This window comes from Streptomyces sporangiiformans, assembly GCF_005768555.2.
Taxonomy (GTDB): domain Bacteria; phylum Actinomycetota; class Actinomycetes; order Streptomycetales; family Streptomycetaceae; genus Streptomyces; species Streptomyces sporangiiformans.
In genome coordinates, this window is the sequence record NZ_VCHX02000121.1 from 1 (window position 1) to 18,028 (window position 18,028).

Here is an 18,028-nt window from a genome sequence, read left to right on the forward strand (position 1 = left end):
CCCCGGGACCAGGTCCCGGGGGCGCCTCCCGTCGTTCCGCGGCCACCGCCCCGGCACCCGCTGTTCGAATACGCGCTCCGTTACGGCCATCCTCCACAGATTTGGGGACTTTCTCGCATCCACACCCTGGGGACCGGGAAGTTGTTCAGATCGTGTCCACAGGGTGAGCTGTTCACGAACCATCGAGGCAGGTCAGTTGGTTGTGGATTCGTGGACGAATGATCTCCACAGTCTGTGGACGACGACTTGATCCACAGGCTGTGCAGAAAGTTGTCCACCGATGACCCACAGGCTGAGGCGGGTTGTCCCCAGTGATCCCCAGCTTCTCCACACGGCTGTCCACTGTTCGGCAACAGGACGCGCCCTCTCACCGCGTCGAGTGAAAGGCGTCACACCAAGGTGCCCGGTTGGGCTGTGGGGAACGTGGGTAAAGCTGGGGACGGCGTTGGGGAGAAGTGCCCCGTGTCTGTGCATCGGGTGTGCAGAACTTTTCCCCGTCCACAGCGCACCCCGGTTGTCCACCGTTGCCGCCCACAGGGTCCGTGGACAAAAAACCGGCCTTGACCTGCGCATACGGGGTTATCCACGGTATCCACAGCCCCTACTACTACTCCCAACTAGAGAGAGCTGGGAATTCGTTTCGAAGAGGGGGCTGTGCACAACTCGCGCTCGGCGCCTCAGGTGCCGCTCGGCACGACTTGACCCCGAGAGGCACCTACTGTCAGTGCGGTGCGTCAGACTGGTCCCCGGTGTTCTCCCCATCACTGGGCCGAGGCACACCGAGTCAGACGACGAAGGCGAAGCAGGGCGAGAGCGCCGGCAACAGACGGAGGCGGCAACGGTGAAGATCCGGGTGGAACGCGACGTACTCGCGGAGGCAGTGGCCTGGGCGGCGCGCAGCCTCCCGGCACGCCCGCCGGCTCCTGTGCTCGCCGGCCTTCTGCTGAAGGCCGAGGAGGGCGCGCTGAGCCTCTCGAGCTTCGACTACGAGGTCTCGGCACGCGTCTCCGTGGACGCCGAGGTCGACGAGGAAGGCACGGTGCTCGTCTCCGGCCGGCTGCTCGCCGACATCTGCCGCGCCCTCCCCAACCGGCCGGTGGAGATTTCCACAGACGGTGTACGGGCGACGGTGGTCTGCGGCTCCTCGCGCTTCACGCTGCACACACTGCCTGTGGAGGAGTACCCGGCGCTGCCGCAGATGCCGTCGGCGACGGGCACCGTCCCCGGTGAGGTCTTCGCCTCCGCCGCCGCCCAGGTGGCCATCGCCGCCGGCCGCGACGACACGCTGCCCGTCCTGACCGGTGTACGCATCGAGATCGAGGGCGACACGGTCACGCTGGCGTCGACCGACCGCTACCGCTTCGCGGTCCGGGAGTTCCTGTGGAAGCCGGAGAACCCGGAGGCGTCCGCGGTCGCCCTGGTGCCCGCCAAGACGCTCCTGGACACCGCCAAGGCGCTCACGAGCGGCGACAGCGTCATCCTGGCGCTGTCCGGTTCGGGTGCGGGCGAGGGCTTGATCGGTTTCGAGGGCGCGGGGCGGCGTACGACGACCCGGCTGCTGGAGGGCGACCTCCCGAAGTACCGCACGCTGTTCCCGACCGAGTTCAACTCGGTGGCCGTCATCGAGACCGCCCCCTTCGTGGAGGCCGTCAAGCGTGTGGCCCTGGTCGCCGAGCGGAACACCCCGGTGCGGCTCAGCTTCGAGCAGGGTGTGCTGATCCTGGAGGCAGGCTCCAGCGACGACGCACAGGCTGTGGAAAGGGTTGACGCCCAGCTGGAGGGCGACGACATCTCGATCGCCTTCAACCCGACGTTCCTGCTCGACGGCCTGAGCGCCATCGACTCCCCGGTGGCCCAGCTCTCCTTCACGACGTCCACCAAGCCGGCGCTCCTCAGCGGCAAGCCCGCCGTGGACGCGGAGGCGGACGAGGCGTACAAGTACCTGATCATGCCGGTGCGGCTCAGCGGCTGACGGAAGTCCGCAGGTGAGGGCGTACGTCTGAGCGGCTATGCCCACAGATGTGCGGGAGCGTCCGGGTTTAGGCTCGGACGCGGGTACGAAAGTGCCCCCACGCCACGTCGCTAGTGAAGGAACAACCTGATGGAGCTCGGTCTCGTCGGTCTCGGCAAGATGGGTGGCAACATGCGCGAGCGCATACGCCGCGCAGGCCACACCGTCATCGGATACGACCGCAACCCGGACCTCGCCGATGTCCACAGCCTCGAGGAGCTTGTGGGCAAGATCAGGGGTCCGCGGGTGGTGTGGGTGATGGTCCCGGCCGGAGCGGCGACCCAGTCCACCATCGACGAGCTCGCCGAGCTCCTGGATCCCGGGGACGTCGTCGTGGACGGCGGCAATTCGCGCTGGACCGACGACGAGAGGCACGCCGAGGAGCTCGCGGCCAAGGGCATCGGCTTCGTCGACTGCGGTGTCTCGGGCGGCGTCTGGGGCCTGGAGAACGGCTATGCGCTGATGTACGGCGGCGACGCCGAGAACATCGCCAAGGTCCAGCCGATCTTCGACGCCCTCAAGCCCGAGGGGGACCTCGGCGCCGTGCACGCGGGCAAGGTCGGTGCCGGCCACTTCTCCAAGATGGTCCACAACGGCATCGAGTACGCGATGATGCAGGCCTACGCCGAAGGCTGGGAGCTGCTGGAGGCCGTCGACTCCGTCACCGATGTGCGCGAGGTCTTCCGCTCCTGGCAGGAGGGCACGGTCATCCGCTCCTGGCTGCTCGACCTGGCGGTCAACGCCCTCGACGAGGACGAGCACCTGGAGCAGCTCAAGGGTTATGCACAGGACTCCGGCGAGGGCCGCTGGACTGTGGAAGCCGCCATCGACAACGCGGTGCCGCTGCCGGCGATCACCGCGTCGCTCTTCGCACGCTTCTCGTCCCGGCAGGACGACTCGCCGCAGATGAAGATGGTCGCGGCGCTGAGGAACCAGTTTGGCGGCCACGCGGTCGAGAAGAAGTAGTCCACACCACCCCGGGTTCTCCACACCTGGGGTGATCCGGTTGTCCACAGCAGGGGACAACCCGGGAACCACCGGAAGTACCACGTTGGGGGAGGTCGGCGAACGACCATGCACGTCACGCATCTGTCGCTGGCCGACTTCCGCTCGTACGCCCGGGTCGAGGTCCCGCTCGATCCGGGCGTCACGGCGTTCGTGGGCCCCAATGGGCAGGGCAAGACGAACCTCGTCGAGGCGGTCGGCTATCTGGCGACGCTCGGCAGCCACCGTGTCTCCTCCGACGCGCCCCTGGTCCGCGTGGGCGCCGACCGCGCGATCATCCGGGCGCAGGTTCGGCAGGGCGAGCGCCAGCAGCTCGTCGAGCTCGAGCTGAACCCCGGCAAGGCGAACCGCGCCCGAATCAACCGGTCGTCGCAGGTCAGGCCCCGTGACGTCCTCGGCATCGTACGGACCGTGCTGTTCGCTCCCGAGGATCTCGCGCTGGTCAAGGGCGATCCGGGCGAGCGCCGACGCTTTCTCGACGAATTGATCACCGCGCGTGCCCCGCGCATGGCGGGCGTGCGCTCCGACTACGAACGCGTGCTCAAGCAGCGCAACACGCTCCTCAAGTCCGCCGCGCTCGCCCGCCGCCACGGTGGCCGCTCCCTGGACCTGTCGACGCTGGACGTGTGGGACCAGCACCTCGCGCGCGTGGGCGCCGAGCTGCTCGCCCAGCGGCTCGATCTGGTAGCCACGCTCCAGCCGCTGGCCGACAAGGCGTACGAGCAGCTGGCACCCGGCGGCGGTCCCGTCGCGCTGGAGTACAGGCCCTCGTCACCGGAAATCGTCGGCCACGCGCGCGAGGACCTCTACGAACAGCTGATGGCTGCCCTGGGGGACTCCCGTAAGCAGGAGGTCGAGCGGGGTGTCACCCTGGTCGGCCCGCACCGGGACGAGCTGTTGCTCAAACTCGGTCAGATGCCCGCGAAGGGATATGCGTCACACGGTGAGTCCTGGTCGTACGCGCTCGCGCTGCGCCTGGCCTCGTACGACCTTCTGCGGGCCGAGGGCAACGAGCCGGTGCTCGTTCTCGACGACGTGTTCGCGGAGCTGGACACCCGGCGCCGTGAGCGCCTCGCCGAGCTGGTCGCGCCGGGGGAGCAGGTCCTGGTGACCGCGGCGGTCGACGACGATGTACCGGGCGTGCTCACGGGGGCGCGGTACGTCGTGTCGGAAGGCACGGTGGAACGCATATGACCGAAAACACACCGGATCCGCAAGAGCGGCCCAAAGCTCCCGAACCGTCCGGCGTCGACCTCGCGCGCGTGGCCCTGCGCGCCGCGAAGGAGCAGGCACGCGCGCGTGGGGACGCGGCGCGGCAGAAGAAGCAGGCGCGTCGCGGTGGCCTGCGCTCGGGGGCGGGTGCCGACGGGCGCGATCCCATGGCGCTCGGCGCCGCCGTCAACCGGCTGATCACCGAACGCGGCTGGGAGACCCCGGCCGCCGTCGGCGGTGTCATGGGCCGCTGGCCGGAGATCGTCGGCGACGACCTGGCCAAGCACTGCGTACCGGAGAAGTACGACGAGGACGAGCGCATCCTCGCGGTGCGGTGCGATTCCACGGCCTGGGCGACGAACCTGCGCCTCCTCGCTCCGCAGCTGGTGGCCCGGCTGAACGAGGACCTCGGGCACGGCACGGTGAGGCTGATCAAGGTGCACGGACCCGGGGGGCCCGCACGCAGCTTCGGCCCCCTGCGCGCGCCCGGCAGCACGGGCCCCGGTGACACCTACGGGTAGACAAACCGGGCGGTACGGCGTTGGTAGCGGGGGGTTGACACCTCGAAGCGCTGAGTGGCGCTGTGAGCCTCTTGGAGGCCTGGGCGGCGTATGGGGAGTCGGCCGAGACCGGTTCAGGGCGGCACATGCGGACTCAGGTACCGGCAAACCCCCATCACTGTCGGCGCTACCGGTAGACTGGAGGCTAATCCCGCCCCACTTGTGGGACACACCGAGCAACGCTGACTAAGGCTTACCAACGCAACACGCCGCAGCCGCTCCGGCCACCCGCCGGGAGCTTGGCTTGTGCTGTGCCAGAAAGGGCGCTTCGTGGCCGATTCCGGCAACCCCAACGAGAACATCCTGTCCATCGACGCCAGCGAGAACGGCGAGGTCACAGCCTCGTCGTACGACGCCAGCGCCATCACCGTCCTCGAGGGTCTGGACGCGGTCCGCAAGCGACCCGGCATGTACATCGGCTCGACCGGTGAGCGCGGACTGCACCACCTCGTACAAGAGGTCGTCGACAACTCCGTCGACGAGGCGCTGGCCGGCCACGCGGACACCATCGACGTCACGATCCTCGCCGACGGCGGCGTGCGGGTTGTCGACAACGGCCGTGGCATCCCGGTCGGCATCGTCCCCTCCGAGGGCAAGCCGGCCGTCGAGGTCGTGCTGACGGTCCTGCACGCGGGTGGAAAGTTCGGTGGCGGCGGCTACGCGGTCTCCGGCGGTCTGCACGGCGTGGGTGTCTCCGTCGTGAACGCCCTGTCGACCAAGGTCTCCGTCGAGATCAAGACCGACGGCTATCGCTGGACGCAGGACTACAAGCTGGGGGTCCCGACGGCCCCGCTTGCCCAGCACGAGGCCACGGACGAGCACGGCACCACGGTCATCTTCTGGGCCGACCCGGACATCTTCGAGACCACCGATTACTCCTTCGAGACGCTCTCGCGGCGTTTCCAGGAGATGGCGTTCCTCAACAAGGGGCTGAGGATCAACCTCACCGACGAGCGCGAGTCGGCGAAGGCCACGGCCGGGGCGGACGAGGCGGGCGAGGACGAGAAGCACGAGGTCAAGAGCGTCTCGTACCACTACGAGGGCGGCATCGTCGATTTCGTGAAGTACCTCAACTCCCGCAAGGGAGACGTGGTGCACCCCACCGTGATCGACCTCGAGGCCGAGGACAAGGACAAGAGCCTTTCCCTCGAACTCGCGATGCAGTGGAACAGCGGTTACAGCGAGGGTGTGTACTCCTTCGCCAACATCATCCACACGCATGAGGGCGGTACACACGAAGAGGGCTTCCGCGCGGCGCTGACGAACCTGGTCAACAAGTACGCGCGCGACAAGAGGCTGCTGCGCGAGAAGGACGACAACCTCACGGGTGACGACATCCGCGAGGGTCTGACGGCGATCATCTCGGTGAAGCTGAGCGAGCCGCAGTTCGAGGGCCAGACCAAGACCAAGCTGGGCAACACCGAGGTGAAGACCTTCGTCCAGAAGGTCGTCTACGAGCACCTGAACGACTGGCTGGACCGCAACCCGAACGAGGCCGCGGACATCATCCGCAAGGGCATCCAGGCGGCCACCGCGCGCGTGGCGGCCCGCAAGGCGCGCGACCTGACGCGTCGCAAGGGCCTCCTGGAGACGGCGTCCCTGCCGGGCAAGCTCTCCGACTGCCAGTCGAACGACCCCACCAAGTGCGAGATCTTCATCGTCGAGGGTGACTCCGCCGGCGGCTCGGCCAAGTCCGGCCGTAACCCGGAGTACCAGGCGATCCTCCCGATCCGAGGCAAGATCCTCAACGTCGAGAAGGCGCGGATCGACAAGATCCTGCAGAACCAGGAGATCCAGGCGCTGATCTCGGCCTTCGGCACCGGAGTCCACGAGGACTTCGACATCGAGCGGCTGCGCTATCACAAGATCATCCTGATGGCGGACGCCGACGTCGACGGCCAGCACATCAACACCCTGCTGCTGACGTTCCTGTTCCGCTTCATGCGGCCGCTGGTCGAGGCGGGCCACGTCTTCCTGTCGCGCCCCCCGCTCTACAAGATCAAGTGGGGCCGTGACGACTTCGAGTACGCGTACTCGGACCGCGAGCGCGACGCACTGATCGAGCTGGGCCGTCAGAACGGCAAGCGCATCCGCGACGACTCGGTCCAGCGCTTCAAGGGTCTCGGCGAGATGAACGCCGAGGAGCTGCGCATCACGACCATGGACCAGGAGCACCGGGTCCTCGGCCAGGTCACGCTCGACGACGCCGCCCAGGCCGACGACCTGTTCTCGGTGCTGATGGGCGAGGACGTCGAGGCGCGCCGCCAGTTCATCCAGCGCAACGCCAAGGACGTCCGCTTCCTCGACATCTGAGTCGGTCTCAGCTGACCGCATCAGGAAGGATCTTCACCAGCAATGACCGACGCGAACATTCCAGCCGTCCCTGAGAACGAGGGCCTGGCCCTGCGTGTCGAGCCCGTGGGGCTCGAGACGGAGATGCAGCGCTCGTACCTCGACTACGCGATGTCCGTCATCGTGTCGCGTGCGCTGCCCGACGTACGGGACGGTCTCAAGCCCGTCCACCGCCGCGTGCTGTACGCCATGTACGACGGCGGCTACCGGCCCGAGAAGGGCTTCTACAAGTGCGCCCGCGTCGTCGGCGACGTCATGGGCAACTACCACCCGCACGGTGACTCCTCGATCTACGACGCGCTGGTTCGTCTCGCGCAGCACTGGTCGATGCGGATGCCGCTGGTGGACTCCAACGGCAACTTCGGCTCTCCGGGCAACGACCCGGCGGCGGCCATGCGCTACACCGAGTGCAAGATGGCGCCGCTGTCGATGGAGATGGTCCGTGACATCGACGAGGAGACCGTCGACTTCACGGACAACTACGACGGCCGCTCCCAGGAGCCGACCGTCCTGCCCGCCCGCATCCCGAACCTGCTGATCAACGGCTCGGCGGGCATCGCGGTCGGCATGGCCACCAACATCCCGCCGCACAACCTCCGCGAGGTTGCGGCCGGCGCCCAGTGGTACCTGCAGAACCCCGAGGCCTCGCACGAGGAGCTCCTGGACGCCCTGATCGAGCGCATCAAGGGCCCCGACTTCCCGACCGGCGCCCTGGTGGTGGGCCGCAAGGGCATCGAGGAGGCCTACCGCACGGGCCGTGGCTCCATCACGATGCGCGCGGTCGTCGAGGTCGAGGAGATCCAGAACCGCCAGTGCCTGGTGGTCACCGAACTCCCTTACCAGGTCAACCCGGACAACCTCGCGCAGAAGATCGCCGACCTGGTGAAGGACGGCAAGATCGGCGGCATCGCGGACGTCCGGGACGAGACCTCGTCCCGGACCGGACAGCGCCTGGTCATCGTCCTGAAGCGCGACGCCGTCGCCAAAGTCGTACTGAACAACCTCTACAAGCACACGGATCTCCAGTCGAACTTCGGCGCCAACATGCTGGCGCTGGTGGACGGCGTACCGCGCACGCTGTCGCTCGACGCGTTCATCCGGCACTGGGTGGCGCACCAGATCGAGGTCATCGTCCGGCGCACGAAGTTCCGGCTGCGCAAGGCCGAGGAGCGCGCGCACATCCTGCGCGGTCTCCTGAAGGCGCTGGACGCCATCGACGAGGTCATCGCGCTGATCCGGCGCAGTGACACCGTCGAGATCGCGCGCGAGGGCCTGATGGGCCTCCTGGAGATCGACGAGATCCAGGCCAACGCCATCCTCGAGATGCAGCTGCGCCGTCTCGCCGCCCTCGAGCGCCAGAAGATCGTCCAAGAGCACGACGAACTCCAGGCGAAGATCCGCGAGTACACCGAGATCCTGGCCTCTCCGGTCCGTCAGCGCGGCATTGTGAGTGAGGAGCTCGCCGCGATCGTCGAGAAGTACGGCGACGACCGCCGCTCCAAACTGGTGCCCTTCGACGGCGACATGTCCATCGAGGACCTCATCGCCGAAGAGGACATCGTCGTCACCATCTCGCGCGGCGGCTACGTCAAGCGCACCAAGACCGACGACTACCGCTCCCAGAAGCGCGGCGGCAAGGGCGTACGCGGCACGAAGCTCAAGGAAGACGACATCGTCGACCACTTCTTCGTGTCGACGACTCACCACTGGCTGCTGTTCTTCACCAACAAGGGCCGCGTCTACCGGGCCAAGGCGTATGAGCTGCCGGACGCCGGACGTGACGCGCGCGGCCAGCACGTCGCGAACCTGCTGGCCTTCCAGCCGGACGAGGCGATCGCCGAGATCCTCGCGATCCGTGACTACGAAGCGGCGCCTTACCTGGTGCTGGCCACCAAGGGTGGCCTCGTGAAGAAGACGCCACTGAAGGATTACGATTCTCCGCGCTCGGGCGGCGTCATCGCGATCAACCTCCGTGAAACAGAGGGCGGTTCCGATGACGAACTGATCGGTGCCGAACTCGTCTCGGCGGAGGACGATCTGCTTCTGATCAGCAAGAAGGCACAGTCGATCAGGTTCACGGCGACGGATGACGCCCTCCGCCCCATGGGCCGGGCGACTTCGGGTGTCAAGGGCATGAGTTTCCGTGAGGGAGACGAGCTGCTCTCGATGAATGTTGTTCGAACGGGTACGTTCGTGTTCACCGCCACCGACGGTGGGTACGCGAAGCGGACCGCCGTTGACGAGTACCGCGTCCAGGGTCGCGGTGGCCTCGGCATCAAGGCTGCCAAGATCGTGGAGGATCGCGGCTCGCTCGTCGGCGCGCTGGTGGTCGAGGAAACGGATGAGATCCTCGCCATCACACTGTCGGGCGGTGTGATTCGTACGCGGGTCAACGAGGTCCGGGAGACGGGCCGTGACACCATGGGTGTCCAACTGATCAACCTGGGCAAGCGCGATGCCGTCGTCGGCATCGCTCGTAACGCCGAGGCCGGTCGCGAGGCCGAGGAAGTCGAGGCAGTGGGCATCGACGAATCGGACGAGGTCGAGACGGCCGTAGGTACGGACGAGGGCAACGAGGCCACGGCCGAGTAGCGCGAGGAGTGAGTTATTCGTGAGCGGAGCCACGGGCGCCGGATCGACCGGTACGGAATCAACCGGTACGGAATCGGACGGCGGCCGTGGCCCCGCCGCGGAAGCGACGGACTCCTCCCCTGACTCTCATGGATCCCAAGGGGGAGCTGTGACGGACACCAGAGGCTCGCAGACGCCGCAGTACGCGGCAGGCGCGGCCCCAGGCTCGCCGGTGCCGCCGGCCCCCGGCTCGCCGCTGCCGGGCGAGCGGCCCCAGCCCCAGCCTGCTCAGCCGTACCACCCGCCGCAGGCGTATCAGCCGCAGCAGCCGCCGCCGCAGCCCCCGTCCGGCGGCCCCCAGGGCGCGGTCCGCCGGCCGCGCACCGGAGCCCGGACGACACCTCGTACGCGCAAGGCACGTCTGCGCGTGGCCAAGGCCGATCCCTGGTCGGTGATGAAGGTCAGCTTCCTGCTCTCCATCGCGCTGGGCATCTGCACGATCGTCGCGGCCGCGGTGCTGTGGATGGTCATGGACGCCATGGGTGTCTTCTCCACCGTGGGCGGCACGATCTCCGAGGCCACGGGCTCGAACGAGTCCAACGGCTTCGACCTGCAGTCGTTCCTGTCGCTTCCGCGCGTGCTCATCTTCACGTCGGTCATCGCGGTCATCGACGTCGTCCTCGCCACCGCGCTCGCCACCCTCGGCGCCTTCATCTACAACCTCTCAGCGGGCTTCGTGGGCGGCGTCGAGCTCACCCTCGCGGAGGACGAGTAAAACGTTGTCCGGGCCTGTTGGCCTGGGCTCGCCGAGCCGGTTGAGCGGGGCGGGGAAGGCCCGGTAACTATCGATTTTGGGACTGGCCGCGTCGTGCGCTAATCTTCAGAGGTCAGCGCGCGGGACATACACCGCACAGCGCGGCGGGGCTATAGCTCAGTTGGTTAGAGCGCATCCCTGATAAGGATGAGGCCACAGGTTCAAATCCTGTTAGCCCCACCAGCGAAAAGACCCCCACCCGATCATGGTTGGGGGTCTTTGACGTCTACGGCTGACACAGCCGCCGCGACCCCGCCTCAGGCGGCGTGAGCCGGCACGGCGTTGGCTGCTTCGGTTCCATCGGGGACTGTTCCTCTCACATCCCGTTGGCCGCACACTGCGAAGGCCCCCAACCAGATGTGGTTGGGGGTCTTGCTGTGTCCGGTGGTGTGCGTACGCAAGTTCGCCCGGACGTGAGGGTTGCCGGCGGTGTTCCAGATCTACGCAGAGCCTTGGCGCCTCGATGGGGCGGAAGGCAGGTTGCGAGTTCGTGGCAGCCGGAAGAGCCACAGGGGCCACAAGAGCCGGAAGAGCCGGAAGAGCCGGAAGAGCCGGAAGAGCCGGAAGAGCCGGAAGAGCCGGAAGGGCTGGAAGAGCCGGAAGGGCTGGAAGAGCTGGAAGAGCTGGAAGGGCTGGAAGAGCCGGAGAAAGCAGAGGGGCCGTGGGTCTGATGCGGCCTGGGCCGGTCTGGCCGGTCTGGCCGGTCTGGAGCGGCCTACGTCAGGTCGGTGTGCGGGGTGGCGGAGTCCGCCGCCTCCTCTTCGTCTTCCTCGGAGGATGTGTTCGCGTCCGGCTGCGGGCGGTGGCGGCAGCTGGGTGCGGAGCCGTGGGCCTCGGCGTGGATGCGTTGTTTCATCGTGGGGGGTAGGGCCCGGCAGAAGGACCATGCCCAGTGGGACATCGCGGGGACCGCGACCGTGAAGCTCGGCTTGGTGTTGCGAGCGGTCTCGGTCTGAGGTACCGCCGTGGTGGCGGCGGCCGCGCCGGCCGTTGCGATGATTCCGAGCGTCGTGAACAGTGTGATGAAGGCGGTGATGACCGCTGTCCACAGCTTCATGACCTTGTTCCTGGTCATGGGTCCCTCACTTTCGGGTCGGGCGATTTGCGTACTTTCCTCATGATGTGTATGAGGACTGCGAAGTGGTGGACCTGCGCCCGTGGCGCAGGGATCTTCCGATGAACACCACCCGGATGGACCCAACAGATCCGAAAAGTGAGAAAGAGCATGGAAAGTCACAGTGTGTGGTGATCGGTCACGCTGTGCTCGGAGTGGCCTCGTCCGCTTCTACAGCTGTTCGCCGGGCGGGAGTTGAGGACCGACGCAGGTCACCGATCGGTATCGATCGGTGTGTATAGTCGGGCGCCAGAAGTCCCCTACGTCAAGGAAAGACGAGGTCGCGCGGTGAAGAAGCTTCTCCTGGTCGCACTGGCCGCCATCGGCGGGCTCCTCGTGTACCGCCAGATCCAGGCGGATCGCGCCGAGCAGGATCTGTGGACGGAGGCGACCGACTCCGTGCCCACGGGTTCGTGAGTAGCGACGACAGTCTCAGTACAGACCCCGGCCGCCTCGCGGTCGGGGTTTTGTGTTGTCCCGATGCGGTCGCTTCGGGACAGAAGGCGCTTGCCTCGCGTGAAGCGGGGATGACCCGGTGACGCGCGGGGCAGGATGGTCGGGGCTTCGCGGGCGTTCGGGGCGCCATGAGCCCGTCCGCGGAAGCCCGGTGAGTGCGATCCGGGTCTACGGCGAGGGGGCGCGTGATGGGGCGGCGCACAGTGTGGTGGCACGGCCGTACGGTTCTGGCCTGGACGGCGGCCCTGTGTGTCATCGCGGCGCTGCCGGTCCAGGCGCAGGCCCAGACGTCGGCGCAATGGCCGGGGAAGGGCCAGGGACAAGGAGAAGCTCGGGGCCGGTCGATGGCGGCCGGTGCTTCTGATCCGTACGCCTTCGCCGCTGACGCCGAGCCGGTCGACGGTACGCCGGACGCCGCGGATGCCGTGCCGCTGGCCCCGGGCAAGACCTACAAGAGCTCCGTCCGGAACAACGGGAAGCTGTACTACCGCCTCCGGCTCGACAGCGCCTCCAACGCGTACGTCTCGGCCACGGCCATCCCCAGGCTGGGGACGAGGGTCGCGTACTCGGACGGCATCAAGGTGTCGGTACAGGACCCCGCGGGCAACAAGTGCTTCTCCGGTGACGCCGGTGACGCACGATTCGGGCCGACCGAGAGCCCGCGTCCTCTCACCGCCTGGGCCTCACGCAGGATCGGTGCCGACGAGTACAGCTGCCAGGAGGCAGGCACGTACTCCGTGGTCGTCGAGCGCACCAGCCGGGCCGGTTCCTCGCCGGACGACTGGGATCTGGAACTTCAGTACGTCTCGGAGCCCTCCTTGAAGAAGACCGGTCGGGCCACAGCCCCGGAGACCTGGAACTCCGCCTCCCCCGAGGCCGTCGGCGGCGCGGCGCGGACCCGCAGGGGCGGCACGAGCTTCAACGAGGCGTCCGCTCTGGAGCAGGGCGTCTGGCGAGACAGGATCCGGGCCGGGCGGACGCTCTATTACCGGGTTCCCGTCGACTGGGGGCAACAGATCTTCGCCACCGCCGAACTGGGCGGCGCGAGCGGAGGCGATGGCTTCCTGGGCAACGCCTTCGTCATGTCGCTCCACAACCCGGTGCGCGCGTTCGTGGACGACGCCCGTACCGGATACGGCGGCAAGGCGCGGCCTGCCACCCTGGAGCCGCTGCCCTCGGTCGCCTACGAGAACCGGTACGCCATCGACGACCAGGTGAGCGGGATGCGCTTCGCCGGCTGGTACTACCTCGCCGTCCATCTCGGCGCCGCGGTGGCCGAGAAGTTCGGTGACGGGCGCCTCGACCTGACGCTGCGCGTCCGGGTGAGCGGTACGACCGGAGAGGGGCCGGCGTACGCGGGGACGGCCGAGCCGCGTGGCGTGTTCGACGTCACAGCGGGGGACAAGGCCGCGGCGGCGAGCGGTGCCGCGGCGGCGGGCGGCCGTGATGGCGCGGACGGGGACGCCACGATGAAGCTGGTGGCGGTGGGCGGGATCGGCGCGGGGAGCGTGCTTGTGCTGGGGCTCGGGGTGTGGACGGTGGTCGCACGGCGGCGAGCGGCTGCGGCGGCGCCGGCCGAAGGCGCGGCTTCGCGCCAGTACGAGCCGTCGCGGGCCCGGTAGTTCACCGATTCCTGCGTCGGGCCCGGTGGGTCACCGTCTCGTCCGGCGAGCCCCGCAAACCAGTCTCGTGCGGCGGGACTGGTGGATCAGCGGCTCAGATGCGGCTGAGCGCCCAGAAGCCGACGGCGAAACAGAGCAGCGCCAGCAGCAGCACCGGTACCGCCACCTTTGTGGGCGGTCCGGGGCGCCGCTGCGCCCGCCTGGCGCGGTGCCGCGCAACCGGCTGCGGCTGGGGCGGAACCCGAACGTCGCGAGCGGTGTATGAAGCAGTGGAGGCGAACGCGGGCGGCTGGGGCGCGAGGGGCGTGACCTGGGGGGAGGGCTCATGCGGGGGTTCGTACGACGGAACGTGGCCGGGAGCCGGGTGCGCGCGTGAAGCGGGGGGAGTGGCGGGCGGCTGAGGCTGAGGCTGAAGCGGCGGTGGGGGCGGAAGGTGGAAGCTGCCGGTGTCCGACATCGGGGCGGACTGCGGGGGCACCGCGGGTATGGGGGGAGGCGGTATGGCGCCGGATGCGGGGCCTGTGCGGGCTCCTGGCGGAACGGCGCCCCCGGGCAGGGCCTCTGGAGCGGCAGAACCTGTCTTGGGGACGGTGTCGTGACCCTGGCTGGGTGCGGCCCGGAGCGGGCCCTCGGGGCCGAAACCCGACGGAAGGGGGCCAAGTTGGTCGAAGATCTCGATCAGTTCGTCATCGGGGCCCGGCTCCGGCAGCAGCTCCATGGCCGAAGCGAGCGCTTTACGTGCCCCCGTGGCGGTGCGGAAACGTGCTTCGGGGTCCGGCTGCACCAGCGCGGCCACGACCTGCCACAGCGGCTCGGGCACACCCTTCGGCGCACCCGGGGTGCCATGCGCCGAGAAGTGCTCGATAAGAGCCTTGGCGTCGGGCTTGGCGCCCTCCAGCAGATAGAGGGCGACCAGACCCACGGCGAACAGGTCGGCAGGGAAGTCCGGCTCCGCGCCGAGCAGTTGCTCGGGCGCGAAGTAACCGGGCGTACCCACCACATAGTTGGTCTCTGTCAGCCGCGGCTCGCCCAGGCGCATCGCGATGCCGAAGTCGGACAACCGCAGCCGCGGCCGGCCCGTACCGGTCGCCTCCAGAAGGATGTTGGCGGGCTTGATGTCGCGGTGCACGACCCCCTCCGCGTGCACCGCGGCAAGCCCCGCCAGCAGCTGGTCGAGCAGGGTGCACACGAAGGCCGGCGGCAGGGGACCGTAGTCCCCGACCAGGTGGACCAGCGAACCGCCGCCGACCAGGTCCATGGTGAACAGGACCTTGTCGTCGTCGGCGGCCCAGCTGGCGGGCGCGAGCACATGCGGGTGATCGATCCGCAGCGCCTGCTCCCGCACAAAGCGCAGCAGCGAGTGCGCATCGCTCTGCTGCAGCACCTTGGCGGCCACATACCGGCGCCTTCTGTGATCCCAGGCGCGCCAGACCGCACCGACTCCCCCGCGTCCGATCGGGTCGACGAGCTCGTACCTGCCGGCGAAGACCTCACCCATGGTCGTTCGTCGCTCCCCCTTCGGCGGTCGGCACGGCGGCCTCATCGAGGTGCCCGGCTGCCTTGCTTCCACTTCCGTCCCACAGCGCCAACAGACCTGCGGCGGCGGTGGGTTCGGCGGCCGGGCGGTGTGCTCAGCTCTGGTGGGACTGGTAGTGCGCGACCGCGTCGGAAGTGCGGCCGGCGCCGTACACCCGGAGGAACTCTGCCAGTTCAGGGTGGGTCGGGGCGAGGGTGTCCGCCGCCTCGATGATGTCCCCCGCGGCAGCCACGGAACGCAGCAGCGACTGGATTTCACGGACCACACGTTTGACCGTGGGTGCGCCTGAACTGCTCGTCGTCTGTGTGGTGTTGCTGAGCACCGAGCCCCCCTGTGACTTCTTGATCTCGTCCATGCGCTCGGTGGCCTCGCCGGCGCTCACGCTGCCGTCGGCGACCTGACTGGCGAGGTCCTGCAGCAGCTGCACCCGCTGGACCACCGCCGGATTGCCGATCTTGGCGCGCTGACCGCTCATCAGCTGCGACAGCATCGGTGCGGACAGTCCCAGTACGCCTGCCAGGCGGGCCTGGTTGAGTCCCAGGTCATCTATGAGCTTACGGAAGAGCGCCCCCAACGGCTCCCCGTACCAGTTCCGCTGCAGCTCCCTGGCTCTTGCGGTTGCTTCCTGCTGTGCGGCATCCATTGCGTCTCCCCATCGCGTCCCCAAGTACCGCGGTTCGCTGTCGCGAACCACGTCGAGCATCTTACGGAGAGTGGTCTTGCGCGGGGACCCCCAATCTTTTTGCGGGATTCCGGGGGTGACCCGGTACTCTGGGCTGCGGCACCCCGCCTGAGGAGCTTCTTCCGGCGGACGCCTCCCTTCCGGGGCCTTAGCTCAGTTGGTAGAGCGCTGTCTTTGCATGGCAGATGTCAGGGGTTCGACTCCCCTAGGCTCCACACCTCGAAGGACCCTCTGACCAGCGGAAACGCTGGTCAGAGGGTCCTTTTTCGTGCCGTGGTTCCACGTGAAACGTCACTGTGGGGCGGAGGACCTCAAGTCCTCCGCCCCACAGCGACGTTGCTCTGAGCCGATATGCGTTGATGCGAGGGGATACGAGCTGGAACGAGGTGGTACGGGCCGGTGGCGTCAGCCGCTCTCGCCCCGCTTTTTCCGCTCCGCCTCCTCCGCCTCGGCCTGCTTGGCCTGGACCTCGGGGTCGAGTACATCCTGACCGCTGCCGTCGACCGAGGTCAGCCGGCCGGTGTCCGGCACCTCCGTGGCAGCCGGCGGTTCCACCAGCCAGTCAGGGTTGGCCTGCTTGTCCCACCACTTCCAGGCGGCGAAGGCGCCACCCGCCAGGATGCCCAGCACGGCCAGCCCCTTAGCGAGACGCCCGGCCCTGGCCCGCCGCTGATGCTTGCGCGCCAGCTTCTCGATCTCCTTGCGCGAGACCTGGCCGCGCAGCGCCGCCAGCGCCGCCACGCTGCGGGACGCGGCCTCCACTCGGGCGGGCCCGGCTGCGGCCCTGGCCTGCTCGATCCTCGGCCGGGAATAGTCGGCGGCCTGCCGAGCGGCCTGACGGGTGCGCACCGCGGCTTCATGGGCGGCACGATCGACCTTCGGTGGGACATGGGTGCGCGCCTGTTCCAGGCGCGGCGCGAGATGGGCGCCGTACTGCGTACGAGCCTGCTCGGCGGCCTGGTGAGCGGCGGACGACACCTTCGGCGCGAGCTTCACACGTGCTTCATGCGCATAGTGCGCGGCTCGGTCCTTGGCCGTGTCGGCGTAGGGCGCCACCACTTCCGCGGCGTGCTGCACGCTGTCCTTCGCCGAGCCGGTCGCGGCGCGCACGCTGTCGATGCGGGTCACGGGATCCTCCTCCTCGGTGGCGTACGGGGGGATTTGGGGCGATCCCCCAGAAAGTCACAGTTCACCTTTCCACCCTTAACGGGATCATGCCTCTTGGCACGCTCCGGGGCGCGCGAGGACAGGCATCCGGGTCAAGAATGCCGACCACGGGCGTACTCGGGACAATGAATGATCAATGCGGTGCAAGAGGGTCTTGTTGACGACAATGCCACGGATCCCCGGCCCGCGACCCCGATTGGCACGAAGCGGCTTGGTGCAGCGGTGACAGACGACGAGGGGCGCGGTCCGTGCGAGGATCGGGGAGTCACAACGGACGACGGAAGGCAGATCGTGGCTGAGCAGCTCTACGCCACCCTGAAGACCAGCCAAGGCGACATCGAAGTGCGGCTCCTGCCGAACCACGCGCCCAAGACAGTCCGGAACTTTGTCGAACTCGCCAAGGGCGAGCGTGAGTGGACCAACCCCGAGACGGGCGCGAAGTCCACGGACAGGCTGTACGACGGCACGGTCTTCCACCGGGTGATCAGCGGATTCATGATCCAGGGCGGCGACCCCCTGGGTAACGGCACCGGCGGCCCCGGCTACCAGTTCGAGGACGAGTTCCACCCGGACCTCGCCTTCGACAGGCCGTACCTGCTGGCCATGGCGAACGCCGGCCCGAGCACCAACGGCTCGCAGTTCTTCATCACCGTCTCCCCCACGGCATGGCTGACCCGCAAGCACACCATCTTCGGCGAGGTCACCGACGCGGCCAGCCAGAAGATCGTCGACGCCATCGCCTCGACGCAGACCAACCCGCGCACCGACCGCCCGATCACCGACGTGGTCATCGAGTCGGTCGTCGTCGAGACCCGCTGAAGCCGCACGGGTCCGCCGAGACCGCACAGGTCCGCCGAGACCGCACGAACCGGCTGAAGCGCATCGGCCCGCTGAAGCCGCATCGACCACTGAGCCGGACGACCGC

At 68.2% G+C, this 18,028-nt stretch carries 15 protein-coding genes and 2 tRNA genes; 13 read left to right on the forward strand and 4 right to left on the reverse strand.

Features of this window, described 5'->3' with window-relative positions:
- Window positions 1–841 precede the first annotated feature (841 nt).
- The 9 genes from dnaN to FGD71_RS15830 all read left to right on the forward strand — a co-directional run bounded on the left by dnaN (window position 842) and on the right by FGD71_RS15830 (window position 11,196).
- Window positions 842–1,972, forward strand: a complete 1,131-nt coding sequence (gene dnaN / locus FGD71_RS15790) for a DNA polymerase III subunit beta (RefSeq protein WP_119101095.1) — start codon at window positions 842–844, stop codon at window positions 1,970–1,972.
- A 129-nt stretch (window positions 1,973–2,101) separates the two neighbouring features.
- Window positions 2,102–2,977: a phosphogluconate dehydrogenase (NAD(+)-dependent, decarboxylating) gene (gene gnd, locus FGD71_RS15795; RefSeq protein WP_119101096.1), complete on the forward strand. Its 876-nt coding sequence runs from the start codon at window positions 2,102–2,104 to the stop codon at window positions 2,975–2,977.
- A 108-nt stretch (window positions 2,978–3,085) separates the two neighbouring features.
- Window positions 3,086–4,210, forward strand: coding sequence for a DNA replication/repair protein RecF (recF, locus tag FGD71_RS15800; RefSeq protein WP_119101097.1), 1,125 nt, complete (start codon window positions 3,086–3,088; stop codon window positions 4,208–4,210).
- Window positions 4,207–4,749 (forward strand): DciA family protein, encoded by a 543-nt coding sequence (locus FGD71_RS15805; protein ID WP_119101098.1) that lies wholly within the window; start codon window positions 4,207–4,209, stop codon window positions 4,747–4,749. Before recF ends, FGD71_RS15805 begins: the two co-directional genes overlap by 4 nt.
- A 309-nt stretch (window positions 4,750–5,058) precedes the next feature.
- Entirely contained in the window at window positions 5,059–7,101 is a 2,043-nt protein-coding gene (gyrB, locus tag FGD71_RS15810; RefSeq protein WP_181359211.1) for a DNA topoisomerase (ATP-hydrolyzing) subunit B, read from the forward strand.
- Window positions 7,102–7,143: 42 nt separating this feature from the next.
- On the forward strand, window positions 7,144–9,732 hold the full coding sequence (gene gyrA, locus FGD71_RS15815; protein WP_119101100.1) for a DNA gyrase subunit A: 2,589 nt from the start codon (window positions 7,144–7,146) through the stop codon (window positions 9,730–9,732).
- A 19-nt stretch (window positions 9,733–9,751) separates the two neighbouring features.
- Window positions 9,752–10,486 carry a DUF3566 domain-containing protein gene (locus tag FGD71_RS15820; RefSeq protein WP_119101101.1) on the forward strand — a complete coding sequence of 245 codons (735 nt, stop codon included), beginning with the start codon at window positions 9,752–9,754 and terminating at the stop codon, window positions 10,484–10,486.
- A gap of 145 nt (window positions 10,487–10,631) precedes the next feature.
- Window positions 10,632–10,708: transfer RNA gene (locus FGD71_RS15825), tRNA-Ile, on the forward strand.
- Between the two features lie 269 nt (window positions 10,709–10,977).
- Window positions 10,978–11,196 carry a hypothetical protein gene (locus FGD71_RS15830; protein ID WP_162931138.1) on the forward strand — a complete coding sequence of 73 codons (219 nt, stop codon included), beginning with the start codon at window positions 10,978–10,980 and terminating at the stop codon, window positions 11,194–11,196.
- Window positions 11,197–11,240: 44 nt separating this feature from the next.
- Here the strand turns inward: FGD71_RS15830 and FGD71_RS15835 are convergent, their stop codons facing one another.
- Entirely contained in the window at window positions 11,241–11,600 is a 360-nt protein-coding gene (locus FGD71_RS15835) for a DUF6344 domain-containing protein (protein ID WP_119101102.1), read from the reverse strand.
- A gap of 327 nt (window positions 11,601–11,927) precedes the next feature.
- On the opposite strand from FGD71_RS15835, the gene FGD71_RS47975 reads away from it, so the two are divergent.
- Window positions 11,928–12,056 carry a DLW-39 family protein gene (locus FGD71_RS47975; RefSeq protein ID WP_003999697.1) on the forward strand — a complete coding sequence of 43 codons (129 nt, stop codon included), beginning with the start codon at window positions 11,928–11,930 and terminating at the stop codon, window positions 12,054–12,056.
- Window positions 12,057–12,283: 227 nt separating this feature from the next.
- Window positions 12,284–13,717, forward strand: coding sequence for a hypothetical protein (locus FGD71_RS15845; protein WP_240436605.1), 1,434 nt, complete (start codon window positions 12,284–12,286; stop codon window positions 13,715–13,717).
- A 94-nt stretch (window positions 13,718–13,811) separates the two neighbouring features.
- Here the strand turns inward: FGD71_RS15845 and FGD71_RS15850 are convergent, their stop codons facing one another.
- On the reverse strand, window positions 13,812–15,215 hold the full coding sequence (locus FGD71_RS15850) for a serine/threonine-protein kinase (protein WP_119101105.1): 1,404 nt from the start codon (window positions 15,213–15,215) through the stop codon (window positions 13,812–13,814).
- A gap of 133 nt (window positions 15,216–15,348) precedes the next feature.
- Window positions 15,349–15,897 carry a helix-turn-helix domain-containing protein gene (locus FGD71_RS15855; RefSeq protein WP_119101106.1) on the reverse strand — a complete coding sequence of 183 codons (549 nt, stop codon included), beginning with the start codon at window positions 15,895–15,897 and terminating at the stop codon, window positions 15,349–15,351.
- 181 nt (window positions 15,898–16,078) lie between these two features.
- On the opposite strand from FGD71_RS15855, the gene FGD71_RS15860 reads away from it, so the two are divergent.
- Window positions 16,079–16,151: transfer RNA gene (locus FGD71_RS15860), tRNA-Ala, on the forward strand.
- A 190-nt stretch (window positions 16,152–16,341) separates the two neighbouring features.
- Here the strand turns inward: FGD71_RS15860 and FGD71_RS15865 are convergent.
- On the reverse strand, window positions 16,342–17,064 hold the full coding sequence (locus FGD71_RS15865) for a DUF5324 family protein (RefSeq protein WP_119101107.1): 723 nt from the start codon (window positions 17,062–17,064) through the stop codon (window positions 16,342–16,344).
- 330 nt (window positions 17,065–17,394) lie between these two features.
- Here FGD71_RS15865 and FGD71_RS15870 point away from each other — a divergent pair, with 330 nt between their 5' ends.
- Window positions 17,395–17,922, forward strand: coding sequence for a peptidylprolyl isomerase (locus tag FGD71_RS15870; RefSeq protein ID WP_119101108.1), 528 nt, complete (start codon window positions 17,395–17,397; stop codon window positions 17,920–17,922).
- Window positions 17,923–18,028 lie beyond the last annotated feature (106 nt).